Annotated in this window: 22 protein-coding genes and 3 tRNA genes; 6 read left to right on the top strand and 19 right to left on the bottom strand. The window is 41.4% G+C overall.

The features are described from left to right. Position 1: 1 nt before the first annotated feature. The 10 genes from HUT38_00095 to HUT38_00140 all read right to left on the bottom strand — a co-directional run bounded on the left by HUT38_00095 (position 2) and on the right by HUT38_00140 (position 6,369). The gene (locus tag HUT38_00095) at positions 2-601 is read right to left on the bottom strand and encodes a PH domain-containing protein (GenBank protein ID NUQ56892.1); all 600 of its coding nucleotides are present in this window, start codon (positions 599-601) and stop codon (positions 2-4) included. 244 nt (positions 602-845) lie between these two features. Further along, positions 846-1,988, bottom strand: coding sequence for a hypothetical protein (locus tag HUT38_00100; protein ID NUQ56893.1), 1,143 nt, complete (start codon positions 1,986-1,988; stop codon positions 846-848). Between the two features lie 3 nt (positions 1,989-1,991). Continuing rightward, positions 1,992-2,213 carry a type II toxin-antitoxin system HicA family toxin gene (locus tag HUT38_00105; protein NUQ56894.1) on the bottom strand — a complete coding sequence of 74 codons (222 nt, stop codon included), beginning with the start codon at positions 2,211-2,213 and terminating at the stop codon, positions 1,992-1,994. Continuing rightward, positions 2,200-2,460 (bottom strand): type II toxin-antitoxin system HicB family antitoxin, encoded by a 261-nt coding sequence (locus tag HUT38_00110; protein NUQ56895.1) that lies wholly within the window; start codon positions 2,458-2,460, stop codon positions 2,200-2,202. Before HUT38_00110 ends, HUT38_00105 begins: the two co-directional genes overlap by 14 nt. 14 nt (positions 2,461-2,474) lie before the next feature. Next, complete coding sequence (locus HUT38_00115) at positions 2,475-3,743, bottom strand: UDP-N-acetylmuramoyl-L-alanyl-D-glutamate--2,6-diaminopimelate ligase (protein ID NUQ56896.1); 1,269 nt, start codon at positions 3,741-3,743, stop codon at positions 2,475-2,477. Positions 3,744-3,758: 15 nt separating this feature from the next. Further along, a tRNA-Gly gene (locus HUT38_00120) sits at positions 3,759-3,829 on the bottom strand. A gap of 644 nt (positions 3,830-4,473) precedes the next feature. Further along, positions 4,474-4,803, bottom strand: coding sequence for a hypothetical protein (locus tag HUT38_00125; protein NUQ56897.1), 330 nt, complete (start codon positions 4,801-4,803; stop codon positions 4,474-4,476). A 535-nt stretch (positions 4,804-5,338) separates the two neighbouring features. After that, positions 5,339-5,409, bottom strand: a tRNA-Pro gene (locus HUT38_00130). 89 nt (positions 5,410-5,498) lie between these two features. Continuing rightward, positions 5,499-5,888: a YraN family protein gene (locus tag HUT38_00135; GenBank protein ID NUQ56898.1), complete on the bottom strand. Its 390-nt coding sequence runs from the start codon at positions 5,886-5,888 to the stop codon at positions 5,499-5,501. Between the two features lie 407 nt (positions 5,889-6,295). Then, positions 6,296-6,369 (bottom strand) — tRNA-Arg (locus HUT38_00140). A 56-nt stretch (positions 6,370-6,425) separates the two neighbouring features. Between HUT38_00140 and HUT38_00145 the strand changes: the two genes are divergently transcribed. The 3 genes from HUT38_00145 (at position 6,426) to HUT38_00155 (ending at position 10,066) form a co-directional block, all read left to right on the top strand. Then, positions 6,426-7,922 (top strand): HD domain-containing protein, encoded by a 1,497-nt coding sequence (locus HUT38_00145; protein NUQ56899.1) that lies wholly within the window; start codon positions 6,426-6,428, stop codon positions 7,920-7,922. A 94-nt stretch (positions 7,923-8,016) separates the two neighbouring features. After that, a complete protein-coding gene (locus tag HUT38_00150; GenBank protein ID NUQ56900.1) occupies positions 8,017-9,276 on the top strand; it encodes an ATP-binding protein in 1,260 nt (419 codons plus the stop codon). A gap of 211 nt (positions 9,277-9,487) precedes the next feature. Next, on the top strand, positions 9,488-10,066 hold the full coding sequence (locus HUT38_00155) for a hypothetical protein (protein ID NUQ56901.1): 579 nt from the start codon (positions 9,488-9,490) through the stop codon (positions 10,064-10,066). 45 nt (positions 10,067-10,111) lie between these two features. On the opposite strand, the gene HUT38_00160 is transcribed toward HUT38_00155, so the two are convergent. The 3 genes from HUT38_00160 to rny form a co-directional block, all read right to left on the bottom strand. Next, positions 10,112-11,179: a tyrosine-type recombinase/integrase gene (locus tag HUT38_00160; protein ID NUQ56902.1), complete on the bottom strand. Its 1,068-nt coding sequence runs from the start codon at positions 11,177-11,179 to the stop codon at positions 10,112-10,114. A gap of 243 nt (positions 11,180-11,422) precedes the next feature. Beyond that, positions 11,423-11,695 (bottom strand): HU family DNA-binding protein, encoded by a 273-nt coding sequence (locus tag HUT38_00165; GenBank protein ID NUQ56903.1) that lies wholly within the window; start codon positions 11,693-11,695, stop codon positions 11,423-11,425. Between the two features lie 189 nt (positions 11,696-11,884). Continuing rightward, positions 11,885-13,414: a ribonuclease Y gene (gene rny / locus HUT38_00170; GenBank protein ID NUQ56904.1), complete on the bottom strand. Its 1,530-nt coding sequence runs from the start codon at positions 13,412-13,414 to the stop codon at positions 11,885-11,887. Positions 13,415-13,572: 158 nt separating this feature from the next. Here rny and HUT38_00175 point away from each other — a divergent pair, with 158 nt between their 5' ends. Continuing rightward, positions 13,573-15,183, top strand: coding sequence for a 2,3-bisphosphoglycerate-independent phosphoglycerate mutase (locus tag HUT38_00175; protein NUQ56905.1), 1,611 nt, complete (start codon positions 13,573-13,575; stop codon positions 15,181-15,183). A gap of 66 nt (positions 15,184-15,249) precedes the next feature. Here HUT38_00175 and HUT38_00180 read toward each other — a convergent pair whose 3' ends face one another. The 5 genes from HUT38_00180 to rnpA form a co-directional block, all read right to left on the bottom strand. Beyond that, the gene (locus HUT38_00180) at positions 15,250-15,837 is read right to left on the bottom strand and encodes an ATP-dependent Clp protease proteolytic subunit (protein NUQ56906.1); all 588 of its coding nucleotides are present in this window, start codon (positions 15,835-15,837) and stop codon (positions 15,250-15,252) included. A gap of 103 nt (positions 15,838-15,940) precedes the next feature. Then, positions 15,941-16,957: a hypothetical protein gene (locus tag HUT38_00185; protein ID NUQ56907.1), complete on the bottom strand. Its 1,017-nt coding sequence runs from the start codon at positions 16,955-16,957 to the stop codon at positions 15,941-15,943. A gap of 67 nt (positions 16,958-17,024) precedes the next feature. Beyond that, positions 17,025-17,489: a hypothetical protein gene (locus HUT38_00190; GenBank protein NUQ56908.1), complete on the bottom strand. Its 465-nt coding sequence runs from the start codon at positions 17,487-17,489 to the stop codon at positions 17,025-17,027. Continuing rightward, positions 17,440-18,207 (bottom strand): membrane protein insertase YidC, encoded by a 768-nt coding sequence (locus HUT38_00195; GenBank protein ID NUQ56909.1) that lies wholly within the window; start codon positions 18,205-18,207, stop codon positions 17,440-17,442. The genes HUT38_00190 and HUT38_00195 overlap by 50 nt, the downstream gene beginning before the upstream one ends. Beyond that, positions 18,204-18,542, bottom strand: a complete 339-nt coding sequence (rnpA, locus tag HUT38_00200; protein ID NUQ56910.1) for a ribonuclease P protein component — start codon at positions 18,540-18,542, stop codon at positions 18,204-18,206. The genes HUT38_00195 and rnpA overlap by 4 nt, the downstream gene beginning before the upstream one ends. A gap of 138 nt (positions 18,543-18,680) precedes the next feature. Between rnpA and dnaA the strand changes: the two genes are divergently transcribed. After that, positions 18,681-20,063, top strand: coding sequence for a chromosomal replication initiator protein DnaA (gene dnaA, locus HUT38_00205; protein NUQ56911.1), 1,383 nt, complete (start codon positions 18,681-18,683; stop codon positions 20,061-20,063). A 242-nt stretch (positions 20,064-20,305) separates the two neighbouring features. Beyond that, positions 20,306-21,406, top strand: a complete 1,101-nt coding sequence (gene dnaN, locus HUT38_00210; GenBank protein ID NUQ56912.1) for a DNA polymerase III subunit beta — start codon at positions 20,306-20,308, stop codon at positions 21,404-21,406. Between the two features lie 401 nt (positions 21,407-21,807). Here dnaN and HUT38_00215 read toward each other — a convergent pair whose 3' ends face one another. Continuing rightward, positions 21,808-24,348, bottom strand: coding sequence for a penicillin-binding protein (locus HUT38_00215; protein ID NUQ56913.1), 2,541 nt, complete (start codon positions 24,346-24,348; stop codon positions 21,808-21,810). Positions 24,349-24,385: the final 37 nt, after the last annotated feature.

Here is a 24,385-nt window from a genome sequence, read left to right on the forward strand (position 1 = left end):
GTTAGGTTTTGTTTGTTGAAGTCAACGTTTCAATTTTTTTCTTTAAAGTCTCGGCTCCGCGTTTAGTTAAACCTGGTATTATTATGTATCGGCCACAGGAACCTATGTTTAAAAAACATTTAGTATATTGGGTATGCAATGTGGCCTCCAGTAAAAATAATTTCTTGAAATCATCTTTTTTAATATTCTTGGCAGAAACAGGGTTAAGAACATAAAAATCTTCAATTTTGGGAGAACAAAATATTTTTAAGGAACGCAAACCGAAAATCATCTGGAGGAAAAATTTTTCAATTGACACGTTTTCAATCAAATTATAAGGTATTCTTCTTTCTTTTTTTCTTAAAACATTTTCTCTTACAAGCAAAAAGCCGTCCTCAACAGAAAAAGAAAAATTAAACCATATCAAAAGTCTTAACAAAAATCTTAAAATAGTTATTAGAAAAGCGAGAAGAACAAAAAAGAAAAGCAGGCCTTGAGGCATCTTGTCAGCCAGATAAAGAAAATACATTGCGCCGAAAAACAACAACAGCATCAAAACAATGGGGTCGGTGAAAATCCACAATTTGCTTATCTTCTGAAAATTATTGTTGGCAAGATTCATGGATTATATAATTAATTTTAATGATTATAACAGCAAATAATCCGTAAAAAAGGTGCCGCCAAGACATAACCCAAAGTAACATTCTTTCTCATTGATTGCTTGGACAAAAAGATAAACAGGAACAACCCATACCATAACCGCCATAAATTTTAGGATTAATATAATGGCTTTCATATGATTTTATCCTGATTGGATTTTAACCTTTCTTTTCGCTTCACCGACTTACAGTGTTGATGAACGTAAATTAATTTGTAATTGTAAAGGTGGATAAAAACAGCTCTGCTTCCATTTTTGAAGTGGCCGGAGGAAAATAAACTTGATAAGCAAAATCTTTTCCATAAAATTTATAAGTTCGACCATCATTATCGTTGATAGTATTTGCCGGGAAAGAAACGACCCTTAAGCCATTATTACTAAGAGTTTTAAGCTCCTCTATATCGCCAGAAGCCCATTTGGATAATATACCATCAGGTAAATTTTTTATACGCTGCGCGTCTTCAGCTAGAGTATAATCTTGATAATCGCACGATGTGCCCTCGATCCGATAGGACTCAAGACAAGAAGTGGCATACACTCTCTTGTCTGTAGAATCAATATTAACAATTATCATCGTTATCCCGTTGCCGTTGCTAAACCCAATTTCAGCGTCATATCCATAATTGCTATAAACAATAGACTCGCCGCTTTGATAACTTTTCCCTTCAGAAATACCAAATTCCCTACCTGCAGAGATAATAGGATTTCCCCAATTTAATGGGTGTCTAATTTCAAATCCATATTTCTCGTTTCGGTAGGTTTGCCAGTCTTTTATTTCTTTGGTCTTCGTTTCACTTCCTTCTCTGCCTAAATCATAGCAATAATTACCAATATCAGTTGAAAAACACTTAGAATCATCCCTAAATTTAATTGGGTCATCATTACAAACCTTTTTATCTAGGTCTGTCGCAAGAACTCTTGATTTATTATCCTGACCTAAATCAATTGGATCATGATTAAAAGTAAGAGATACGCCAATGTGAAAATCTTTTGGCGAACATCTAAAGTAATGAAATTGGTCGGAATTATATGCGCCTTGTTGCTCGGCGGTTGAAGGAAGATACTTTGGAATAAGGTCGTTAATGCTCTGTGGTAATTTATTATTGTCATCATAATAAAGCAACAATGCGAGTCTCATCTGACCCAGATATACAATACTTTGTGTGTCTTTGTGAAACAATTGCTTTTTTTTACCAGATAAGCTTTTGTATGATGTGAGCCGTGAATCTGGTTCAAATTTATTTTTAACGGGCGCGAGTGTTTTATTCTTAAATAAAAACAAACCGCCAACTAACAACCCGATCAAAACTACCGCCATAATAACCATTTTCCAAAAATTGTTTTTATTCATAATTTACAAGCGCTCAAACTCTTCCAAAGAAATTCTCATCTCTTTAATAAGTTTATGCAGCAAGCCCTTGGGAATGTCTCCGTGATGTTTGTGCGGTAACGGGATCGTTATTTGCTTTGTTGGTTGAAAATAAATAGTGTGTTTGCTTTTCCTGATAGGAACATAACCCGCTCGTTCTAGTTTTCTTGCAAACTTTTCATAACTTATCGGCTTAAGCCTTGGCATGTTCGGGGATTGAAACAAATGAAAATTTTTTGACTGTCTCAGGTTTTACCGTTTCTTTTGGAAATTTTTTGTTAAATTCGTAGATAACCTCTAAACACTCCTTTATGGCCAGACGGATGTTTTTATACGCCTCCTTTATTGTTTTTCCATAAACAACGCAACCCGGTATAGCAGGGGCAGAAGCAACAAAGCCGCGTTTTTCATCGCGTTCATAAATTATATAATATTTGCTCGAAAATTTTCTCATTTTATGATTTTATTCTATCTTAAATTAAAATCTTTTACCACCTTTCTTAATTCCTCGCTAACCACATCCTTATCGCTCCAGGGGATTTTTTTGCCGCCGGCAATGGCCATGGTTGTTTGACTCCCCTTGCCGGTGATGATTACCGCGTCCCCTTCTTTGGCCAACTCTATGGCTTTTTTTATGGCTTCTCTCCTATCTAAAACTTTATGAACTTTTGACTTTACACTTTCAACGGACGAAAATCCTGAATAAATTTGACTTAAAATATCTTCGGGATTTTCGTCATACGGGTCCTCGTTTGTCAAAATTATTTCGTCGCAATACTTTTCCGCGATTTTGGCGAACTCCGGCCTTTTCCACTTATCCCTTCCCCCACCCGTCGCCCCAAAAACACAAACTAGCTTTGCGTTGCCGGCAATAATTGATTTTGCTCCCTTCCAGGCCGCTTCCAAAGATTCAGGCGTGTGGGCATAATCCACAATCGCTTTGAAATTCTGCCCTTCATTTACAAACTCCATTCTCCCGGGAACGTTTTTTATATTTTCCAGAGCCACTTTCGCTTTCTCTAAAGAAACCCCGTAAATCCCCGCCGTTTTTACGGCCGCCGCCGCGTTGCTTAGATTAAAATCGCCGGCAATTTGCAATTTAATTCCCTTTGCGTCGTTTGCGGAATAAGAAACTTTTTTAATCGGCCGCGTCCACGGATCTTCGCCTTCATAGCCAACCTTCCAAAAATCATCAAAATATTTATCATCCTTATTTACAACGTGGTTATTTTTTACGTATTCAAAAAATTTAAGCTTGGCTTTCTTATAATTTTTAAACGAACCATGCGCTTCTATGTGCTCCGGCGCCAGATTGGTAAAAACAGCCGTGTCAAAATTTATAAATTGGTGCCGATGCTGGACAACTCCCTGCGAACTTACTTCCAGCACGGCGAACTTGCAGCCGCTTTTCGCGGCCCGCCTAAGAAATTTTTGCAAGTAAAACCGGCCGGGCATTGTCATTTCTGTCTTATTATTCCAGCATTTCTCGCCCATCTTCATTTCTATCGTGGAAATGGCCGCCGTTTTATAACCCGCTTCTTCCAGAATCCGGCTTAGAAAATAAACGGTGGTGGACTTCCCTTTCGTGCCGGTTACGCCGATGATTTTCAACTTCCGGGACGGAAACCCGTAAACCACCGCCGCCAAAAACGCCAGCGTAAAATGGTAAAACGGCTGGGCAAATTTAAAAACAGAACGAGGAATTATCTTACGGCCTAAATTTAAAATTTTTCCCATTGTAGAAACAAGGTGTGCGGGCGAGGAGAATCGAACTCCTATCTACTGCTTGGAAGGCAGTCATTCTACCACTAAACTACGCCCGCGATATATTGTTTTGGAAAACTGATGTTACCCGCCCGCAACGCCAGCAAGCTGGCTTGCGTGGCGGGCGGGTAACATTTAACTAATCCCGCTTTATCCCGACAATATCGTCGGGGCTGCGTCCCACAAAGCGGGACTTCGGCCCCTGCCTGTCGACAGACAGGGGCTTGCCCGCTTATCCCACAATGTGTTGAGACTTATTCACCAATATTAAATTAAAATCGCCGCAAAAACAAGAAAACCGCCCCGCTTGCAACAGGACGGTTTTCCGGAATCTTACTCCCCCTCCGTCGGACCACAGCCACCGCAGGTGTGGCACATATCCGAATCGGGGTCAAAATGATGCCCCATTTCTTCTTCGCCCTCTTTTTCGTCTTCTTTTTTCTTTTGTTCTTCCGCCATAAATTTAATAAACTATTTTTATAAAAGCGGCTTATCGTTTAAGTACGACAACCGCCGACTTTTCAATAACACATAAATTATGTTTAAAAAATCAAGCCTGTCAACCTTGTGAAATGTTCCGCTTTATCGGAACGATTTTTGTTTCGCAAAAATCATTTCACGGGGTCAACCCCGTTTTTCAGAAATTAAAGGCGCCGTTTTGCGACCGGCGCCCAGACAAATAATTTTTATTTTATTATTTTTGTTAAAGAGGCTTGGAAACATAGCCCATCTTTAAGCAATAAACAAGGCTGTTTTTAAACTTCACAATATCAATTATCCCTTTCCCTCCCAAAAGTCGCAAATATCCCAAAAATTTATCTACTTCCATTGGTATTTCTTTTTTATTCTTTTTCCCTTCCCTGTTTTCTCCTTTAAAATATTTTTTCCTCCAATTCAACAAACTATTCCTTTTATAGTTATAATTACGCGGACAATTATCCTTATCTAAAACCGTTACAAATTGATTGAAATAAAAAACGTTACCTATGTTTTCTTTTAAAATACCGCCAATTTCTTCCAGAATTTTATCCATATCCTTTCCTTTCTTTTCTGTTTTTCCATCAACCTCCCAAAAAACTTTTTAAATAACAAAAAATTCCAATTTATATTGAATCAAGCGCAAACAAAAATCAACCCGCATTTTTTTTCGTTTTTGGATTCTATTACCCTATGTTTCTTTTCTGGATGTTTTCTTGAGGCTGAACACAAATATATACAGTATCTCCAACAATCCGGCTGTGTTAATTAAAAACAGCGCAGTAAACCATTTTTTACTGTCTAATCTGGCCGACTTCCAAAGCGCCCAGGCCTTCCAAAACAGGCCCCAAATCACAAGGGGCGCCAACGTCCATTTATTTTGCAAGAAAAATTGTTCCATGGTTTTATTTTACCGTTAAATAAATTAATAAATAATTAAAATCGGGGCGCCGAGAGTCGAACTCGGCCCACCTAAATTTATTATGTAAATTTCCACGGAAGCATACTATGCTTCCGGGCAAAACCTCTGTCGGGCCGCCGAGATTTGAACTCGGACTAAATGCTCCCCCGCCTGCCATCGCCTTAATTTTTCGGGGCATCCAGATTTGAACTGGAACTAAGTCCTCCCAAAGGACTCGTGCTACCGTTACACTATGCCCCGGCTCAGGCTTTGGCGGGCAGGCAAAGCAGGTTTGTTTATATTACATCACTATAAAGTTTTGCTCCATGTTTCATGCGAAACATTGATTTTCAAATAATCACATTCTCGGTAATCCTTATTGTGGCCTTTTTTCTGTTTAAATCAAGGAAAACCGCCATTACATCGATCTGCCACTCGGTTTCATGTGGAACATCTTTCTCTATCAGATACGTCTGTATCGCCCGCGACAATCGCTTTAATTTCCAAAAATGAACATTTTCCTCCGGCCTAAAACCGTTTCTGTCATAGTTATTCGTTTCATGTGAAACGGCTTTGACTTCCACAAAATGAATAATCCCCTCTTTTTTCGCCACAATATCAATTTCTCCCCACTTTTTCCTATAATTCCTGTCCAAAACCGCAAAGCCATGTTTCATGAGAAACCTTGCCGCCGCGTTTTCTCCGGCGAAACCTATCTTTTGTTTATCTGTTAATGGCATTTATTGTCTTTCGCCAGTTTTAAGACTGTGGATAACTATGTTAATAATAATTTAAAACTTCTGTTAAATTTTAGTCTGGCCAATGGCAACCTTTTATTAAACCCGCCAACAGTAAAAAGTTTTCTCAATTTAAAAATTCCAACCTCCAGATAAACCGGAGTCGCTGCTCGCTTAAAACGGCTAAAAATAAGAATATTTTAACGGACAAACTAAAGGACGGTCTATTCTTGTTATCGGACACAAATTCTTGTCCAATGTCTTTTATTACCATAACTTATGGGACACTGCTCTAAAATACCTGTGTATATATCCTGTGGATAATGTGAATAACTTTTCTATCGTACCTAAAGGACGAGGTAATCTAAAAGACAACTTCCGATACAAAATTTAAGGGACAAATCTTGTTTTGCGCCCGGTAGGACTTGAACCTACAACCGCTTGGTTCGAAGCCAAGTACTCTATCCAATTGAGCTACGGGCGCTTTATTCTGTTAATTTAACACAAAAATGCTAAAATATACAGGAAATGCGGGAAAAAATAAAAACTATCCCCAAAATCGTCGTTGATATTGCCGAGAAACTCAATAAGGCCGGATTTGAGGCTTATTTTGTCGGCGGCTGCGTCCGCGATCTGGTGTTACATACGAAACCGAAGGACTGGGACATTACCACCAATGCCAAACCGGAAGATATCCAAAAGCTGTTCCCCCGTTCTGTTTACGAAAATAAATACGGAACTGTCGGGGTTATCAACGACACGGATGATGAAACTCTAAAAGTCGTTGAGGTTACGCCTTATCGGCTGGAATCCGGTTATTCGGACAAAAGGCGGCCAGACGAAGTGCGTTTCACGTCAAACGTTAAAGAAGATCTTAAAAGGCGCGATTTTACCATCAACGCCTTGGCCCTTGCCCTGCCTCATCGGCAGGCAGGCCTGCCCCGCGAAGGCGAAAAAGACTTGGAATTACTCGATTTATTCGGCGGCCAAGAAGATTTAAAGAAGAAAATTATCAGAACGGTGGGCAATCCGGACGACCGATTTAATGAAGATGCTTTACGGATTTTAAGGGCAATAAGATTGGCCGCAGAACTTGATTTTGACGTTTCACGTGAAACAAAAGAAGCTATCAAAAAACATGCCAGCCACTTGCAAGAAATCGCCCAAGAAAGAATCCATGATGAGTTTGTAAAAATAGTAATGAGCAACAAGGCTAAATTTGGCATAGAGCTTACGCGCGAGCTTGGCGTTCTTAAATATGTTTTGCCGGAGCTGGAAGAGGGAATTGGCATTGAGCAAAATAAAGCTCATAAATTCACCGTCTGGGAGCATAATTTAATGGCGCTTGATCACGCCGCTTCAAAAGGCTGGCCGCTGGAAATAAGGCTGGCGGCGCTGCTGCACGATGTGGCCAAACCGGCGACAAGACGCTGGAATGAGCAGAAAGGGGACTGGACTTTCTACGGCCACGATGTCATCGGCGCCAAAATGGCGGCCAAAATTTTGGCCCGGCTTAAATTTTCCAAAAAAGACATAGAGCTCATCAGCAAACTGGTGCGTTACCATCTATTCTTTTCCGACACAGAAGTGATAACTTTATCAGCAGTGCGAAGAATGGTCCGCAATGTCAGTCCGGAGCATGTCTGGGACTTGATGAAGGTACGCTTCGCCGACAGGGTAGGAATGGGGAGGCCGAAGGAAACGCCATATCGCCTTAGGAAGTACGAAGCCATGATAGAAGAGGCTATGAGAGCCCCACTGTCTGTCACCAGCCTTAAAATTGACGGCAGCCGCCTTATGGAACTTCTTAAAATCCAACCCGGACCGAAAGTGGGTCAGATTTTGAATATCATGTTTGAGGAAGTTTTGGATGAACCGGAGAAAAACACCAAAGAATACCTGGAGAAAAGAGCTGTTGAGTTAAACAACCTGCCAGAAAAAGAGCTGGAGGCGTTGGCCAAACAAGCCAAAGACAAAAAAGAATCCATTGAACAAGCCGAAATCAAAGAAATCCGCCAAAAATGGTGGGTGAAGTAAAACTGCAAAAAGGTTGCGCAAATTTACCATAATAGACTTTATAAAAACTTGACATTGAAAATAATCGGTCTAGAATATAACTATCAATAATAAAATGTTTATAAAACGGAATATTTTTGAGGCCTTAAAAAACCATCTTGATAAAAAAGAGATGACTCTTATTGTTGGACCGAGGCAAGCGGGCAAGACAACTTTAATGATGGAGCTTAAGGAATATCTTGAAAAAACAGGGAACAAAACCGTTTTTTTGAGTCTTGATTTTGAAAACGACCGAAAATTTTTTACTACCCAAAACTCTTTGACAGAGAGGTTGAAACTGGAGTTTGGCAACAATAAGGGCTATGTTTTCCTTGATGAAATACAAAGAAAAGAAGACGCCGGATTGTTTTTAAAGGGAATCTACGATATGAATTTGCCGCATAAATTCATTATTTCAGGATCGGGGAGCGTCGAGCTTAAGGAAAAAGTTCACGAATCCTTAGCGGGAAGAAAAATGATGTTTGAGGTTTTGCCGATAAGTTTCAGTGAGCTTGCGAATTTTAGGACAGATTACAAATACGAAAACAGACTTTTGGATTTTTTAAATATTGAAAAGGATACAGCGATGAGTCTTTTGCTTGAGTATTTGAACTTTGGCGGCTATCCTCGGGTGATTACGGCAAATTCCTTTGAAGAAAAAATGATGGTTATTTCTGAACTTTATGGAAGTTATATGGAAAAAGACATCGCATACTTGCTGAGAGTGGAGAAATTGGACGCCTTTTCCTCTCTAGTAAAAATTATTGCCGGTCAGACTGGCAGAATAATCAACTATTCAGAACTATCAAACACAATCGGATTATCCATGGCGACAATTAAAAACTATTTATGGTATTTGGAAAAAACCTTTATAACCGGCACGGTTTCGCCATTTTTTAAAAACAAAAGAAAAGAGATTACAAAAGCTCCTGTCGTCTATTTCCACGATCTTGGTTTTAGAAATTATTCAGTCGGACTTTTTGGAAAGACGGCCCAGACGGACGGTTCAGGTTTCGCTTTTCAAAATTTTGTTTTCAACGCGTTGAAAACCAGCTTGCAATTTTCCGGCGCCGAAATAAGACACTGGAGAACAAAAGAAAAAGCGGAAGTTGATTTTGTGATAACTTCAGGAGATAGAGTAACTCCGGTAGAAGTTAAATATTCAGAACTTAAGAAACCGGAAGTCGGCCGTTCGTTAAAAAGTTTTATTGATAAATACAAACCCCAAAAAGCCTTCGTAGTAAATAAAAGTTTTAAAGAAACGTTTGTCATTGACAAGACCGAAGTAAACTTTATTCCTTTTTGGGAATTGGCAGGCAGGGGGATTTTGGATTAAATCATTACCAAACAAGCCAAAAACAAAAAAGAATCCATCGAGCAGGCCGAAATCAAAGAAATCCGCCAAAAATGGTGGGTGAAGTAGGGGATTGACAAAAAGTTAATACTATATAGACTGTTTGGGTTGTAAAATGAGTACGTTGAAATAAAGATTACACCGCAGGATCACGCGATCCCGCGGATTTTTAAAATCTGCTAAGGAGGGCAGTATGAAGTATTTGCTGGTGATTTTGTTTGTGGTTGCGGGATTATTTTTTATGAACAATGATGATGCCTTAGCTTCATCAAAGAGAGAGGAGGCTCTTCATTTGATCCGGGAGGCGCAAATGAGAACAATCGGAGAAAAGTATGTCGCCTACGGGAACGTAATATGCCTCATAGAGCAAGGGCATAAACACAAAGCAGGTGAGGCATTAAATGCGTTGATGGCCGATGAAGCTGACTCTGCCATGCTTGATATGGTCTCTGATGCTTACTTTGTCTTGAAACTAAACCCCAAACCAAAATCTGGAGGAACATACACAAACATCAGCGGTTTTGTGTATGAGGTATCCAGTAGCGGGAACGAGAAAAAAGCGGGTGGAACCGTATATTTCTGGAACTACCTGCGAACAATTTTGCTGTATAAATTCCCTGCTACGGCCAGTGCCGGATATTATGGCAGGATCTGGGTGCAGCGTTATGACTGCAGGGGAAGGGTTACGTCAAGCGGAAAATATTCCGCATGGAGGAACGACTATCTACCCGCATATCCCTCCGCGATTTTAAACTTTTACATTTACCAATAACACTAAGTCTTGGGCCGGATGAGTTAAAACTCATCCGGCCATTTTTTATTTTCTCCCTTTATTATGAAACGATTTATGCACGTCCCGTAGTTGTTTGTCGGTGATGTGGGTGTAGATTTGGGTGGTGGAGATGTTGGAGTGGCCGAGCATGGTTTGGACGGCGCGAATGTCGGCGCCGTTGGAGAGTAGGTCGGTGGCGAAGCAGTGGCGGATGACGTGCGGCGTGACTTTTTTGGAAATTCCAGCTTCTGTGGCGCGTTGTTTGATCATGCGCTCCACGGAGCGGGGAGTAAGGCGAGAAACATTGCCGGAACTGGGAAATTGGTTTCCTTGAGAACGGTCATAACGGGGAATTCTCCGGAAACCAACTTTCCCAGTTCCGGCTGATACAAACAATGCTTCTTCCGTGTCTGTTCTCTTGTCCAAATAATTTTTAAGCGCTTGCTTGGCTGTTTCTGATATGAAAACTACTCTTATCTTGCCACCCTTGCCGCGGATGGAAATTTCGCCGTTTTTAGCTTCGCTGAAAGAGTCGCGGTTTAAAGCGCAAAGCTCGGAAACGCGCAAGCCGGTGGAGAAAAGGAGTTCCAAAATGGCTTTGTCGCGCAAATTTCTTGGGTTGTTGCCATTGCTTTTTTGGCTGGCGGAGGAAAAAGATGCCTCCGGAGAATTCCCCGTTATGACCGTTCTCAAGGAGGCGCTTTTTCCTCCGCCAGCCACCATGAGCGGCGCGTCAAGAAGTCTTTGCAACTCCTCTGCCGTTATCAAATCCAAATCCCTTTGCGGCGTTTTGGCCAGCTCAATCCTTTCCGGCGGCAGGGAGGCAATGTTTCTCTTGGCCAGATATTTAAGAAAAACCCTCAAGGCGATTAAGTAATAATTCTGCGTTTTTTTATTTAAATTACCGCCGCTGTTTTTCTCTTCGCGGTTAAGGAAAAGGCGGTACTTCCTGACAGTTTCGTCGTCTATTTGGGAAGGGGAGGAAACTTTGGCAAAGCCCAAAAACTTACTCAAATACCGGTCGTAATTTTCTACCGTTTTTAGGCTGCGGCCTTTTTCCACCTCTAAATATTCAAGAAACTCCCGGTGAAGCTCTTTGAGGTTGTGCGGCATTAATCAAGTATAGCATTTATGACTAAGTTTTTAATTTTTAATAATCAATAATCAATTTTCATTGAATTTTCAATTTTAGAATTTCCAATTGAAAATTAAGTCATTGAATCATTGATTGAAAACTGGAAATTGTTCATTGGAAATTTAAGAAAAAGGCGGCTTCATTACTCTGTAAGATTATAAGAGAAAAAAATTCTCCCGAAATCGGGAGAATTTTTTCGCAACTGCTTAGAGTATAAAAATCTATTTCAGCGCGTCTTTGAGGTGCTTGGCCGGTTTGAATTTGGGAACTTTCATGGCCGGAACGTTGACCATCTCGCCGGTCCGCGGATTGCGGGCTTGCCTGGCCGCTCTGTCCTTGGCGACAAAAATGCCAAGTCCGGAGATGGAAACTTCTTCGCCTCTCTTCAAAGAAGAAGTGATGGATTCTATTATTTTCTCCATCGCTTGCTCGGCTGAAGTCTTGGTTCCGCCAGTGACGGAATGAATGGCGTCAACTAAGTCTGATTTGTTCATATTATTTTTAGCAACTTTGGCAACCGGCATAATGCCTGCTGCCGTCATTATTTGATAATTATCTTCTAATGTCGACTTTTTAATTTAATTCCATTATATATTAAGCCGTTTTTTAGGCAATAGCCTTAAAAATTTTCAATTTTTGGTTGTCAATTTTAATTGAAAATTGTGAATTGATAATTGAAAATTTTATCTTGCGTATTCCACCACCCGGTTTTCTCTTATTACCGTCACCTTGATTTCTCCAGGGTACTTCAAATCTCTTTCAATTCTGTCGGCGATGTCTCGGGCCATTTTCTTGGCCTCCAAGTCGGAAATTTTCTCCGGCACCACAAAAACCCTTATTTCTCGCCCCGCCTGGATGGCGTAAGACTTCTCTATACCCTCAAAAGTTTTGGTGATATTTTCCAAATCTTCCAGCCGCTTCAGGTAATTTTCCAGCGAATCGCGCCTAGCGCCCGGCCTTGCGCCGGAAATGGCGTCCGCCACCTGCACGATCACCGATTCCACCGTCTCAAACGGATGTTCCTCATGGTGCGCCTGCATGGCTTTTATTATTTTTTCATCAACATTGAATTTTTGCAGGATTCTGCGGCCGATGTCCACGTGCGTTCCTTGTACTTCGTGGTCCATCGCTTTGCCTATGTCGTGCAGCAAAGCCCCCTTCTTGGCCACATTCACGTCCGCCTTAAGTTCCGCCGCCAAGAGTCCGGCCAAATGAGCCGCCTCCACCGAGTGCTGGAGCACGTTCTGGCCGTAACTGGTCCTGAAGTAGAGCCGCCCCAAAACGGCCAAAAGCCTCGGGTCAAGATCTATGATTCCGGCTTCGTAGGCCGCCATTTCGCCTTTTTGCTTTACCGTCTTATCCACTTCCATGCGGGCTTTTTCCACCACTTCTTCTATCCGGGCCGGTTGGATTCGGCCGTCCAGAACCAGGTTCTCCAAAGCCATTTTGGCGGTCTGCCGCCTTATCGGGTCAAAACCGGAAATAACAATGGAGCCGGGCGTATCGTCAACGATAATTTCCACACCCGCCGCCCTTTCCAGCGCTCTGATGTTGCGGCCTTCCTTGCCGATTATTTTACCCTTGAGATCGTCGGAGGGGATAGGCACGGTGGTCGTTGTCACCTCGGACGCCGTGGAAGAAGCCAGCCGTTGGATAGAGCTGATGAGAATATCGCGAGCTTTGCGCTCAAACTCGTCCCGCCCCATGGCTTCCAGTTTCTTCATCCGGCCTAAAATATCCTCTTCGCTTTTTTTCTCCACTAGCTTCAACAGTTCCTCTTTGGCCTGCGCGTCGGTAAGGGAGGCGACTTTCTGCAATTCTTCCAGTTTTTGTTTTTCTATTACTTCAAATTCCTCTTTCTTTTTCTTGAGCTTCTCCAGTTTTTCCTGGATTTCGGCGTTGCCTTTTTCCACCAGAACTCTTTGTTTTTCTAAATTTTCTTCCCTCTGCAGAACCCTTTCTTCCAGTTTGCGCACCTGCAATAATGAGTTTTTTTCCTCGTTTTTGGCGCTGTCCAATATTTGCTGGGCCTTTTTGCCGGCGTCTTCCAGTGTGTTTTGAGCCTTATCTTTAGCCTCTAAAAGAAGTTGTTTTGTTTTTAAGTCTACCGAATTTTTTTTCTGAAGCGTCAGCAGGACGTGAAAGAAGTATCCTATCGCCAACCCTCCAAAGCCGGAAAACCCGGCCAAAAGAAATACTTTGGTTAGGTCCATAAATTTGAAAAGTTTTCACCATGGCAAGCGTAAACATAAAACTTTGGTTAAATCAATAAATTTTAACTTAATGCTACTTGATTTAACTGTTTTTGTCCACCCTGTATTTCAAAACATCAAGGCGTCGCCTTTCTCCAAGGCGACGCCTTGATGTTTTAATGTTAAAATTAGATATGCCTAAATCTTATCGCCCCGTAGTCCTGGTAATTTTGGACGGCTTTGGCGCCCCAGGGAACATGGCGGCCTCGACCTGGTCTGAAGCCAAGATGCCCAACTTCCGGGAGTTTGAGAAAATTTATCCGTTCACCTCTTTGCAAGCTTCCGGACTGGCTGTCGGCTTGCCGTGGGGCGTTTCCGGCAACAGCGAAGTGGGGCACCTGACGATAGGGGCGGGGCGGATAATCAACAACTACCTGCCCAAAATATCTTCCGCCATAAAAGACGGCTCTTTTTACGAAAACAAAGTTTTTTTAGGAGCTCTGGAACACATCAAAACAACCGGCGGCGCTCTTCACCTTATCGGCCTTTTTTCCACCGGCACCGTCCACGCCTACTCCGAACACCTTTTGGCTTTGACGGACTTCGCCGAAAAAAACAGCACTCCGGCCTTCTTACACCTTTTTACCGACGGCAAAGACGCCCACAAGCGGGAGGGTGGCGAGTTTTACAGGAAACTGGAGGAAATACTGGCGGATAAGCCGCAAATCAAAATCGCTTCAATCATAGGCCGCGGTTTCGCCATGGACAGAAACGGCAACTGGGAAAAAACAAAGAAGACTTACGAACTTTTGACGGAGAATGCCGGAAATTCTTTTGAATCGGCCTCGCTTTATATCCAAAGTCAATATGAAAAAGGTCTCACGGACGACATTGTTGAGCCTGGCACGGCTCTTGAAACGGAAAAAGCGAGTAGAATTAAAGACGGCGACGCGGTAATCTTCTTTAACTTCCGCGAGGACAGCGTCCGCCAGCTGACCCAGGCGTTTATGGACGATTCGTTCCAGTTTTTTCCGAAAAAGAAGCTGAATAACCTGTTTTTCGCCACAATGACCGAGTATGACAAAAGGTTGCCTTGTTTTTCCGGTTCCAGCGGCGGATCCTGTCCGGCCGCTTTTAAATCGGCGGAAGTAAAAAACTCTCTGGCCGAAATAATTTCCAACAACAACCTAAGCCAGCTCCATACCGCCGAGACGGAAAAGTACGCCCACATCACTTACTTCCTCAATGGGGGAACAGAGGATTCGTTTCCCAAAGAAGACCGGGTTTTGGTGCCGTCCCCGGAAAACGGCCATTACGACCAAACGCCGGAAATGTCTTCGGACAAAATAGCCGCCAATATCGTCAACAATCTGGCCAAATACGATTTTATCGCCGCCAACTTCGCCAACGCCGACATGGTGGGCCATACCGGCAACTTTGAAGCGACAATCAAAGCCATAGAAAAAATTGACGAGTGTCTGGGTAAAATCACCCGCGTTATAAACGAAACAGACGGGGTAATGATTATCACCGCCGATCACGGCAACGCCGAAGAGAAACGATACAATTCCGGAGAAGACAAAACTAAACACTCGCTTAATCCGGTGCCGTTTTTCATCATTGGCAAAGATTTTAAGAAAGAAACACCCATAGGCGAAAGGGAAGTGGCGGAAAAATATAAAAACGTTTCAGGCACATTGGCCGACGTCGCCCCGACGGTTTTAGAACTCCTTGGTCTGGAAAAACCCGCAGAAATGACGGGGAAGAGTTTGACTGGGAAGATAGTATAAATTTAAAAAATGCGGCTTAAACATCAAGGTGTCGCCTTGCTGCAAGGCGACACCTTGATGTTCTATCTACTTCCCGCTTTTTTCTTTGAGAACTGCGTCTATCATTCCGTATTTTCTGGCTTCTTCGGCATCCATATAGAAATCACGATCGGAATCTATTTCTATTTTTTTAATCGGTTGGCCGGTGTGCTCGGCGAGAATTTTATTGAGCCGGTCTTTTATTTTTATCATATGGCGGGCCGTAATTTCTATCTCCGTGGCCTGACCTTCCGCTCCGCCCATAACCTGATGGATCATCACCTCCGCGTTGGGCAAAGCAAACCTTTTGCCCTTGGTTCCGGCGGCCAGGATTATGGCGGCGCCCGAAGCGGCCAGACCGACGCAGATGGTGGAAACATCCGGCTTAATATGCTTCATGGTGTCATACATTGCCAAAGTGGCCGTCACCGAGCCTCCCGGGGAGTTTACGTACAAATAAATGTCCTTTTTGGGGTCTTCGTGCTGGAGAAACAATAGCTGGGCGATGACCGTATTGGCTGTTGCATCCGTGATCGGCCCGGAAAGAAAAATGATTCTTTCCTTCAATAGGCGGGAGTAGATATCATACGCTCGCTCCCCAAATTGCGATTTTTCTATAACTGTTGGTATTAACATAGCAACATAATAACCGATTTATGGCCTCTGTGTCAATAAAAACCGACCTGCCAGGTTGGCAATCTAAACCTGGCAGGTCGGTTTTGAATTACTTTGCGAATTTCTACTGACTTTCCAATATCTTAAAAACCTTTTCGTTTTTGATCACACCCACCAGGTAATCTCTCGTCCTCTGCGGGTCAATTTCTTTGCCCAGTCCTTTATAGTATTCCGTGATCGCTTTTGTTTCTTTTTCCAGCTCTTCCGGCGTGGCTTCCAGTTTTTCTTTCGCGGCTATTTCTTCAAGAATAAGGCCGTGTTTCACCCGTTTTTCCGCGTCCTTTTCCCAATCCTTGCGCAATTCTTCCTCTGTTTTCTTGATGTGCGCCAGATAATCTTCCCATTTTAGCCCCATTTGAAGGATATTCATCTTCATTTCTTCCATCATTTTGCCTTTTTCCGCCTCAACCAGGAGCTTAGGCATCACTTCTTCCACCTTTTCCGTAATTTTTTCCAAAATTTCCATTCTCATTCTTTCTTTTTCCTTAACCTTCTTTTCCGCCAGGAGATTTTCTTTAATAGTTTTCTTCAACGCTTCCAGATTTTCAAACTTGCCTAGTGTTTTAGCGAAATCGTCATTTAATTCTGGCAAGATTTCCTCTCTTTTATCGTTTTTTGAAGCTCGCGATTTTCTTAAACGCTCAATTATGTCTTCCATCTCTTTATCTTCCACTATTATTTCTTTCTTCGTCTCTTTTATTGTTTTAGCGGCTATGCTTTTGTAGTCTGGGAGGGTGATGTCGGGCAGAACGGCGGTTTTTATCTTGTAGCCCAGCGGGTTGTTTTCCGCCATTTTAGTTATGGTTATTTCCGGCCGGCCGATGGCTTTTATCTTCTGGGATTCTATTATTTTTACATACTCCTTTTCCAGGGCGATAACGGCCATCTTTTCCAAAAGCGCATCCATACCCACTTTTTGCAGCAGAATATTTTCCGGCGCTTTGCCTTTCCTGAAGCCGTCTATTTCTATATTATCGGCCAGTTCTTTAAGCGCCCGGCTGCGGCCGGACATAAAATCGCCGGAGGGTATTTCTCCGGAAATTTCCACTTCTGAAGTCGGCAATAGTTTAATTTCAAGCATAAAAACAGAATAATGAATCAAGAATTCAGAATCAAGAATTTTCTTAATTCGTAATTTGTAATTCTGATTAAGCTAGCGGCCTAATCACCACACGGCGGTACGGCTCATCGCCGACGCTTTCCGTCTTAATGTCCGGATATTCGCCCAAAACGGCGTGGACTATCCGGCGGTCGTAAGACGACATCGGGTCCATCTCTATCTCTTTTTTGAAAAATCTTACTCTTTGAGCGTTCATTCTGGCCATATTTTTGACTTCTTCTATTTTCTTGATCTGATAGTTGTTTACATCAAGAAAGAAAGCCAGTTTCTCCAGATTTTCCTGTTTAAACCGGTTTTCGGCCATTTTTTTAACCAGATGATTTAAGGCGATGAGATGTTTGCCGTCTTCGCCTATTAAAATTCCCGATTCTTTGGTTTTTATGGAGAAGACGCAGTCTCCGTCGCCGTTAACATACTCCACACTGCCGGCGATGGTCATTTTGTCAAGAAATTCTTCCAGCAGCGATATTATTGTTTTGACTTGGTTCTCCATATATTTTTTCCGCCTTTCTGCGCACTATGGCTTCATGTACTATAGCAAAAACATTCATCGTCGTCCAATAAAGAGCCACGCCGGCGGAAAACTTTAGACCGATGAAAAATATGAACACCGGCATCACGTATCTCATCTGCACGTTCATGCTTTTCGCCAGGCTGTCTTTGAAAGAATCTCCGAGTTTTTCCTTTTTAAGCGGCGGCATGGCTAGCTTCATCTGGAAAAACTGCGACAAAGAGGCTAAAAAGGCTATTACATAGCTGTTGTTTTTGGTTACATCCACCAAACCAAGAAACATTGTGTTGATGTTTTCCGGAATGGACACAAAAGAATAGATGTGTTCCTGGTCAAAATTAACCCCGCCAAGAAAAACTTTGTACAAAGCGAAGATTATCGGGATCTGGATAAACAACGTCAGGATGCCGGAAAGGGGATTGATGCCGTGTTGGCGGTACAGTTCCATGGTTTTGCGCGCCTGCGCCTGGGGGTCGTTTTTGAAATTGGATTTTATCTCCTTAAGCTGCGGCTCAATCTTTTTCATCTTTATCTGGGTGGTGGTGGATTTGTGGGTGAACGGGAAAATGACAAAACGCACCAAGACGGTCAAAACAATTATAGCCAGGCCGATATCATGAAAGGGGAGATAATTAACCAGCGACACCAAACCGTTTAAAAGCGGCTCGTAAAAAACCGTGTTGTAAAAATTTGAAATCATTGCAATATTCTAGCTTTTTTCAGCGAATTAGTCATCTCCTCTTTTAATTCTCGGTATGTTCTATCTTTGGCGCTTACTTTAAAGAAGAAAATAATTCCCGCGCCTTTTTTAACCTCGCTTAAAACCTTTCTGATTATATTTCTAGCCCTTCTTTTAAGTTTATTTCTTTCTGTTGCTTTTTTGGAAACCTTGGAAGAAACAACGAAAGCGAAAAGGCTGCGCCCTCCGGCGATTGGCGCTGTTTTTAAATTAAACGAGTCGGAAGAAAAACTTCTGCCTGACTTTACAACCAGGCCGATGGTCTCTTTATCCATCCTGTTTTCTTTAGAGAGCATTTGATTTTCTTAAGTCTAAAACAATAACCTAGTCAGTCAATATTCACTAGTTATCCACAGGATATTAAGATGATATACACCTTTTTGATTTTTTGAAGTATTAATAAGGAAAAAACATTTAGTATAATACTAATCAATATGACTTTGGATTACGAAAAATTATGGAAAGATGTTTTATCTGAGGTTGAGTTGAATATATCCAAAGCTAATTTCTCCACTTGGTTTAAAGACACTTATATCGGAAAATACGACAACGGGGAAGTGGCGATCCATGTCCCCAACAGCTTCGCCCATGAATGGCTCTCCACTAAATTTAACAAATTAATAGCCGGGATCATCCGGAACATGGATTCCAGCATCAGGCACATAGACTACATTATTGTTTCCCAGCCGAAAAATCAGGCAAAACAAACCACAATTCAACAAAACAAGCCCTTAAAAACAATACTGAGCAATGAGGAACAACTTGGTTTTAATGAATTTTACACCGACTCCGAGTCAAACCTTAATCCTAAATACACTTTTGATTCTTTTATTGTGGCGCCTTTCAATGAGGTGGCGCACGCGGCGGCGCTAACCATCTCCAAAAACATAGGTAATGTTTACAACCCGCTTTTTGTTTACGGCGGCGTCGGTCTTGGTAAAACTCATCTTCTTCAGGCAATAGGCAATGAAATAAGAAAAAACAATCAAAACACAAAAGTTCACTACCTTACTTCGGAAAATTTCGCCAACGACTACGTCAGCTCTATCCAAAACAAAAACATCAACATTTTTAAGGAGAAATATAGAAAATACAGCCTTCTGATAATTGACGATATTCAGTTTTTTTCCGACAAACTAAAAATTCAGGAGGAATTTTTCCATGTTTTTAACTCACTTTACAATAGCGGCAACCAGATAGTTTTTTCTTCCGACCGCCCGCCGCAATATATTGTCGGTTTGGAAGACAGGTTGCGCTCGCGATTTGAAGGAGGAATGATGGTTGATATATCCCAACCGGAATACGAGGAAAGATTGGCTATTTTAAAGGCTAAAATAAACACCAAAGGCTTCCCGTTATCCGATGAAATAATAGAATTTACCGCCTCTAATATTAAAGAAAACATTCGCGAGCTTGAAGGCGCGCTTAATTCCATCATCGGCCAATCAAAAATCAGAGGCCGAATGCTTTCTTTAGAGGAAGTGGAGAAAATAATAAGTAAAAAAGCGAAGCCGGTGCGCGCTATAACCGCCGAACAATTGATAAAAACAATATCAATCTATTATAACATTGAGGAAAAAAACCTGACGGAAAAAACAAGAAGGAAGGAGATAGTCAAACCGCGGCAAATAACAATGTATTTATTAAGAAACGACTTAAGCACGTCTTATCCTCATATCGGCCGGAGACTAGGGCAAAAAGATCACACCACCGCCATCCACGCTTTTAAGAAAATAAGTGAAGATATTAAACGTGATAAAAAACTGGAGCAGGAGATAAATAACATAAGAGAGATGATGTTTAAAAACTGTGTATAAATATGTTGGTAAAATTGTGGAAATTTACTGGATAAATTGTTTGTAATTTAAAGATTAAAAACAAAGATAAATTAATCATTAAGTTATTATTAATTTATCAACAATTATTCACAGTTTTATCCACAGTGTTGATATCTTTTAACCTTTAATTTAAGCCATGAAACAAACTTATCTACATTTCCACAGGTATAATAATAGTAATAAATTTATTTAATTAAATAATTCTTATTAAGATAATTAGGATGAAATTCACTTGTTCTAAAAATGAATTAAAAGAAGCGGTCCAGATTTGCGAGAAAAACACGGGTAAAAATTTAAACCTGGTTGTTTTAAGCAACATCCTTCTTGATTGCGCCGACAAAATTTTAAAACTGACAGCCACTAATCTTGAAACCGCCGTAGAAGTGGAAATTCCAACAAAAACAGAAAAAGAAGGTAAAATAACTATCCCAGGCTCGGTTTTAAGCGGTTTTTTATCCAACAACTCCGTAAATGAAGAAATTACTTTGGAATCGCAAAATAACAACCTTATTATTTCCACATCTAATACATCTATAACCATCAAAGGACAGCCGGCCGATGATTTCCCCACATTACCAATAATCAAGTCGGAAGATGAGTCGGTGATTAATTGCGCTGATTTTGTTTCCGGTTTGAAGTCGGTCTGGTATTCCTGTTCCAACTCAATTATTAAACCGGAAATAGCCTCGGTTTTAATTCAATCCAATAAATCGGCGAGTTTAATATTCGCGGCCACCGACTCGTTCCGGTTGGCGGAAAAAAGATTTGATTATAATCTAAACAACTTTGGGAAGGTTTTACTGCCGTTTAAATCAGTCGCTGAAATACTAAGGATTTTTGACGGTGTCTTTGATAAATTAAAAATAAAAACAAATAAAAACCAAATAAACATAGAGTCGGATAATATTAAATTCATTTCACGTTTGATTGATGGTGTTTTTCCTGATTACCAACAGATTTTACCTAAAAAATTTACCGCCGACGTAGTGGTGAAAAATAATGATTTTACCAACGCTCTGAAATCAACCGCCATGTTTTCCGGAAAGTTGAATGAGTTAGTTTTCTCTTTAAATCCGGAGGAAAATTTTATTGTTTTAAAAACAGCCAATAATGAAATAGGCGACTGTGTGGTTAAAATACCGGCTAAAATTACCGGCGAAAAAATAAAAATAACTTTTAACCATAGATACATCCAGGACTGTCTTCAGGCTGTAAACAACAACGATATTTTACTGCGTTTTTGCGGCGAAATGAAGCCATTGCTGATCACTAGTTTAAACAACAACACTTTCCAATATTTAGTGATGCCAATGAGTATTTAGTTAAAAGTTTATAAAGTTCATAAATTTATTGAATTCTACTTTATAAACTTTCTACTTTATAAACTTTATAAACTTAACATGAACTCGATTTCAAATTATTTAAATAAATTTTTCCAAATTAAACCGCCGGAGGATTATTATAAAAGAAAAATTATTGATTTTTTAAATAAAAGCTTGGATATCAACCTTAAAGAAAACGAAATAAACGTTAATTTCGGGGTTGTGTGGATAAAGATACAAAACAATTTATTAAAAAATGAGATTTTTTTAAGAAAACAAGAGATTCTTAATGAGCTTTCCAAGAGAACCGAATTTGTTATCAAAGATATAAGATTTTAAATAAAACTGACCTACCAAGTTGGCAATCTAAACCTGATAGGTCAGTTTTATTAATTATATGGTTATTTTACCATAAAAGGCACCACTACCTCCGTTTTATTTCTTACCTGATCGTAGGCTATTATTTTCAACTCCGCTTTTTCTTGCGTGATATTATAATCCGCCGGTTTAAAAGAGAAGCCGAACGGGTTTATTTTTGACGTTCCGATATAACTTCCATTAAAAAAGAAATCAATCTGCCCTAACCCAAATTTACTCTTCTGGGTTATTTTGATGTTTATCACCTCTTCTTTGTTGTAGGTATTGTCTTTAATTGGGTAATCCATAGTTATTTTAGGCTGGTATTCCGGTTTGTGGATATCGTCTTTTTCTTTCGGTATGTCGTCCATTGTCTGGTCTTTGATATTGTTTTCCGTCGCCCATTTCCGGACCGGTATTTCCCAAAGTTGGAATTGGGGGTCTTGTTCCGGTTTTTCCGGTTTGGCGCCTTTGGGGTTATCTTTATTCAACCAATATAATATGGAATGGACTTCCGTCAGGGTTTTTTCTTCAATCAACTCCGGCGGGGTGTGTTCTGTGGCCAGTTTTTGGGATATTTTATCAATCAGGTATTTTTGCTCCCCGCGCCATTCGCCGTTTAGCGCCGGTTTTGATGTTTTTGTTTTGGTTGGTTTTTCAAAATTTTCTTTCGGGAGTGTTTTAAAAACTTCGTTTAAAAACTCGTTCCACATCGGCGCCACAATCAGTCCGGCCACCTTTTTTTCCATTGAAGAGTTGTCATTGTTTCCGAACCACGCTCCAACGGTGAGGTTGGGGGTGTAGCCGACGACCCAAGCGTCGCGGTAGTCGTTGGTGGTGCCAGTTTTGGCGGCCACCTGCCGGCCGGGGAAATAAAGAGGGGAGTTTTCTCCGAACGCCGGCGTCCGGGCTTTATTGTCGGAAAGGATGTCGGTTATTGTCAAAGCGACGTTTTTATCCAAAACCTGCCGCGACTGGTCTTTGAACTCCTCAACAACTTTTCCGTTCTTGTCTTCTATTTTTAAAATACCAATAGGTGGGTTTCTTACCCCGTTATTGGCGAAAACAGAATAGGCGCCGGTAAGCTCAAACAAACTTACCTCGCCGCCGCCCAGAACCAAAGTCAATCCGTACCGGTTCGGGTCGTTTAAGGAGCTGATACCCATGTCTTTTATGGTGTTGAGGGAATTTTGGATTCCGGCCAGGTATAAAGTTTTAACGGAGGGAATGTTTAGAGATTGGGCCAAAGCGCTTCTTAAGTTGATTGGGCCGCGGAATTTGTTGTCGTAGTTTTCCGGCATATAACACTCGTCTTTGCCGCCGCTGGAGCTTTGCGCGGTTATAACGGTGCCCGTGGCGTATTTATGCAGACAGGAAGGGTTAAATTCGGTCTGGAGGTCAAACAAGGTTGTTTCCGGGGTGTAGCCTTTTTTGAAAGCGGCGGCGTAGACAAATGGCTTTATGGCGGATCCGGGCTGGCGGTAAGCCAGAGACACGTTGAAGTTTCCCTGGTCTTCTTTATTGAAATAATCTTTGGAGCCGACCATCACTAAAATTTGGCCTGTTTTCGGGTCCAGGGCGACGATGCTAGTGTTGGAAGCGTTGAACTTCTCCTTGTTTTCTTTGGCGTATCTGGCCGCCAATTCTTCCGCTTTCTGCTGTAAAGCGTAATCAAGCGTGGTGGTGACTTTCAAACCGCCCTGCTCAATAACGTCCTGGCCGTATTTTTCTTCCAGATAAGCCCTGATAAAGACGGAAAAATGGGCGGCTTTGATTGAATTTTGGCCTTTGTTTACAAAAACAACTTTTTCTTCTTTCGCTATTTCCGCTTCTTCGGAAGTGATAAAACCAAGCGAGGTCATTTTACCTAAAACGAAATTTTTCCGGGTTTCCAGTTCTTCTTTATGGTTTCCGTAAGGGGAGTAGTAGGTCGGGGCTTTGGGTAAGCTGGCCAAGTAAGCGGCTTCTGCCAGGTTTATGTCGGCGGCGCTCTTGCCGAAAAATATTTTGCTGGCCGATTCTATGCCGTAACTGCTGCCGCCGTAAGGTATCTCGTTCAAGTAGCGTTCCAAAATTTGTTCTTTGGAAAGCACCTTTTCTATTTTCATTGTAAGAATTATTTCCTTAATTTTTCGGGAAAATGTCTTATCTTTGGTTAAAAGGGTGTTTTTAACCAATTGTTGTGTGATAGTGGAGCCGCCCTGTTTTAATTTTCCCGATTTTAGGTCAACCAATACCGACCGCATAATACCTAGAAAATCAACTCCTTTATGTTGGTAGAAAGAAGAGTCCTCAATGGCGATGGTGGCGTTTTTTACGTGGCGGGAAATGTTTTCAATTGGAATGACGGTGCGTTGGATATCTTCATGAATGTCCCAAAGGACGATTTTGCCCGTGCGGTCGTATATTTTGGTGGATTGGGCCACTTTAACCTCACCCAAAGATTCAATGTCCGGGATTTTTAGGGTAGCGACCCAGTAAACCACCGCTAGGGAGGATAAAACAGCCAGCATCATGGCCGCCGCCGCGAACCATAGTAAAATACGGATTATCCGCTTTTTAACGCCTTTTTTAAACTTTCTCATTGTTTTGATTATAGCCGATATGGTAGAAATAAAAACC

This window comes from Candidatus Paceibacter sp. (genome assembly GCA_013360865.1).
Lineage (GTDB): Bacteria > Patescibacteriota > Minisyncoccia > UBA9983 > UBA9983 > SURF-57.

Bases quoted from the DNA above. Each gene is read 5' to 3' on its own strand.
- HUT38_00105 (NUQ56894.1), bottom strand. From the start codon at position 2,213: ATGCCAAGGCTTAAGCCGATAAGTTATGAAAAGTTTGCAAGAAAACTA.
- HUT38_00150 (NUQ56900.1), top strand. From the start codon at position 8,017: ATGTTTATAAAACGGAATATTTTTGAGGCCTTAAAAAACCATCTTGAT.
- HUT38_00215 (NUQ56913.1), bottom strand. From the start codon at position 24,348: ATGAGAAAGTTTAAAAAAGGCGTTAAAAAGCGGATAATCCGTATTTTA.
- HUT38_00195 (NUQ56909.1), bottom strand. From the start codon at position 18,207: ATGATTTCAAATTTTTACAACACGGTTTTTTACGAGCCGCTTTTAAAC.
- HUT38_00110 (NUQ56895.1), bottom strand. From the start codon at position 2,460: ATGAGAAAATTTTCGAGCAAATATTATATAATTTATGAACGCGATGAA.
- HUT38_00190 (NUQ56908.1), bottom strand. From the start codon at position 17,489: ATGGAGAACCAAGTCAAAACAATAATATCGCTGCTGGAAGAATTTCTT.
- rnpA (NUQ56910.1), bottom strand. From the start codon at position 18,542: ATGCTCTCTAAAGAAAACAGGATGGATAAAGAGACCATCGGCCTGGTT.
- HUT38_00095 (NUQ56892.1), bottom strand. From the start codon at position 601: ATGAATCTTGCCAACAATAATTTTCAGAAGATAAGCAAATTGTGGATT.
- HUT38_00185 (NUQ56907.1), bottom strand. From the start codon at position 16,957: ATGCTTGAAATTAAACTATTGCCGACTTCAGAAGTGGAAATTTCCGGA.
- HUT38_00175 (NUQ56905.1), top strand. From the start codon at position 13,573: ATGTTAAAATTAGATATGCCTAAATCTTATCGCCCCGTAGTCCTGGTA.
- HUT38_00160 (NUQ56902.1), bottom strand. From the start codon at position 11,179: ATGCCGCACAACCTCAAAGAGCTTCACCGGGAGTTTCTTGAATATTTA.
- HUT38_00115 (NUQ56896.1), bottom strand. From the start codon at position 3,743: ATGGGAAAAATTTTAAATTTAGGCCGTAAGATAATTCCTCGTTCTGTT.
- HUT38_00180 (NUQ56906.1), bottom strand. From the start codon at position 15,837: ATGTTAATACCAACAGTTATAGAAAAATCGCAATTTGGGGAGCGAGCG.
- dnaN (NUQ56912.1), top strand. From the start codon at position 20,306: ATGAAATTCACTTGTTCTAAAAATGAATTAAAAGAAGCGGTCCAGATT.
- HUT38_00155 (NUQ56901.1), top strand. From the start codon at position 9,488: ATGAAGTATTTGCTGGTGATTTTGTTTGTGGTTGCGGGATTATTTTTT.
- HUT38_00100 (NUQ56893.1), bottom strand. From the start codon at position 1,988: ATGAATAAAAACAATTTTTGGAAAATGGTTATTATGGCGGTAGTTTTG.
- rny (NUQ56904.1), bottom strand. From the start codon at position 13,414: ATGGACCTAACCAAAGTATTTCTTTTGGCCGGGTTTTCCGGCTTTGGA.
- HUT38_00135 (NUQ56898.1), bottom strand. From the start codon at position 5,888: ATGCCATTAACAGATAAACAAAAGATAGGTTTCGCCGGAGAAAACGCG.
- dnaA (NUQ56911.1), top strand. From the start codon at position 18,681: ATGACTTTGGATTACGAAAAATTATGGAAAGATGTTTTATCTGAGGTT.
- HUT38_00165 (NUQ56903.1), bottom strand. From the start codon at position 11,695: ATGAACAAATCAGACTTAGTTGACGCCATTCATTCCGTCACTGGCGGA.
- HUT38_00125 (NUQ56897.1), bottom strand. From the start codon at position 4,803: ATGGATAAAATTCTGGAAGAAATTGGCGGTATTTTAAAAGAAAACATA.